The 826-nt window shown below is 65.0% G+C and carries 2 pseudogenes; one reads left to right on the top strand and one right to left on the bottom strand.

What is annotated here, in order from left to right:
• Positions 1-727 (top strand): annotated as a pseudogene (locus A9X03_RS27650) (acyl-CoA dehydrogenase family protein); the annotation flags it as partial.
• Here A9X03_RS27650 and A9X03_RS30575 read toward each other — a convergent pair.
• Positions 719-814, bottom strand: a pseudogene (locus tag A9X03_RS30575) (hypothetical protein); the annotation flags it as partial. The pseudogenes A9X03_RS27650 and A9X03_RS30575 overlap by 9 nt on opposite strands.
• Between the last annotated feature and the right edge of the window lie 12 nt (positions 815-826).

Here is an 826-nt window from a genome sequence, read left to right as displayed (position 1 = left end):
TATCGCCCAGAACGAGCTGGTCAGCAAGTGTCACGACATCCAGACCGCGGACGCGGTGGATGCCGACGAGCAGCGCGAGCTGGAGGCCCGCGCCGCCGGGCTGAAAGCGGCCAACACCTGGCACGCATCGCGGGCGATTCAGGAGGCGCGCGAGGCCTGCGGTGGCGCGGGTTACATGGCCGAGAACCGGTTGGTCGCGCTGCGCGGCGACACCGACGTCTTCACCACGTTCGAGGGCGACAACCACGTACTGACGCAGTTGGTGGCCAAGGAGCTGCTGACGGCCTACGCCGATGACATCCGCAGCATGAGCCCCGTCGAATGGGTGCGCTTCGCCGCCAACACCGTCGGTGAGCGCGTCGTCAAACGGACTGCGGCAGAGACGATTATCCAAACGATCGTGGATGCCCGGCAGGACAGCGAGGAAGAGGGCAGCCTCTTCAACCGCGGCACGCAGATCAAGATGTTCGAGGACCGCGAGGAATATCTGCTGGCGTCCGTGGCCCGTCGGCTGCAGGCAAAATCCAAGGAGATGTCGGAGTTCGACGCGTTCAACGCGGTGCAGGACCACGTTTTACACGCGGCGTCCGCACACATCGACCGGGTGGTGCTCGAGGCGTTCGTCGCCGGCATCGATGCCTGCCCGCACGAGGAAACCCGCGAACTGCTCGGTGGACAGGTACCGATGCTCGATGTACCACGCCTTGTCGTCTTCGATGACCGAAAGCGCGTACAGATCGCAGAGGATGCCGAGCAGTTCGCGGGTTTCCTCGTGCGGGCAGGCATCGATGCCGGCGACGAACGCCTCGAGCACCACCCGGTCGAT

It is taken from the genome of Mycobacterium sp. E1715, from assembly GCF_001667625.1.
GTDB lineage: Bacteria > Actinomycetota > Actinomycetes > Mycobacteriales > Mycobacteriaceae > Mycobacterium.
Note: the sequence above shows the minus strand (reverse complement) of the source record. Positions and strands in the feature narration are given on the sequence as shown.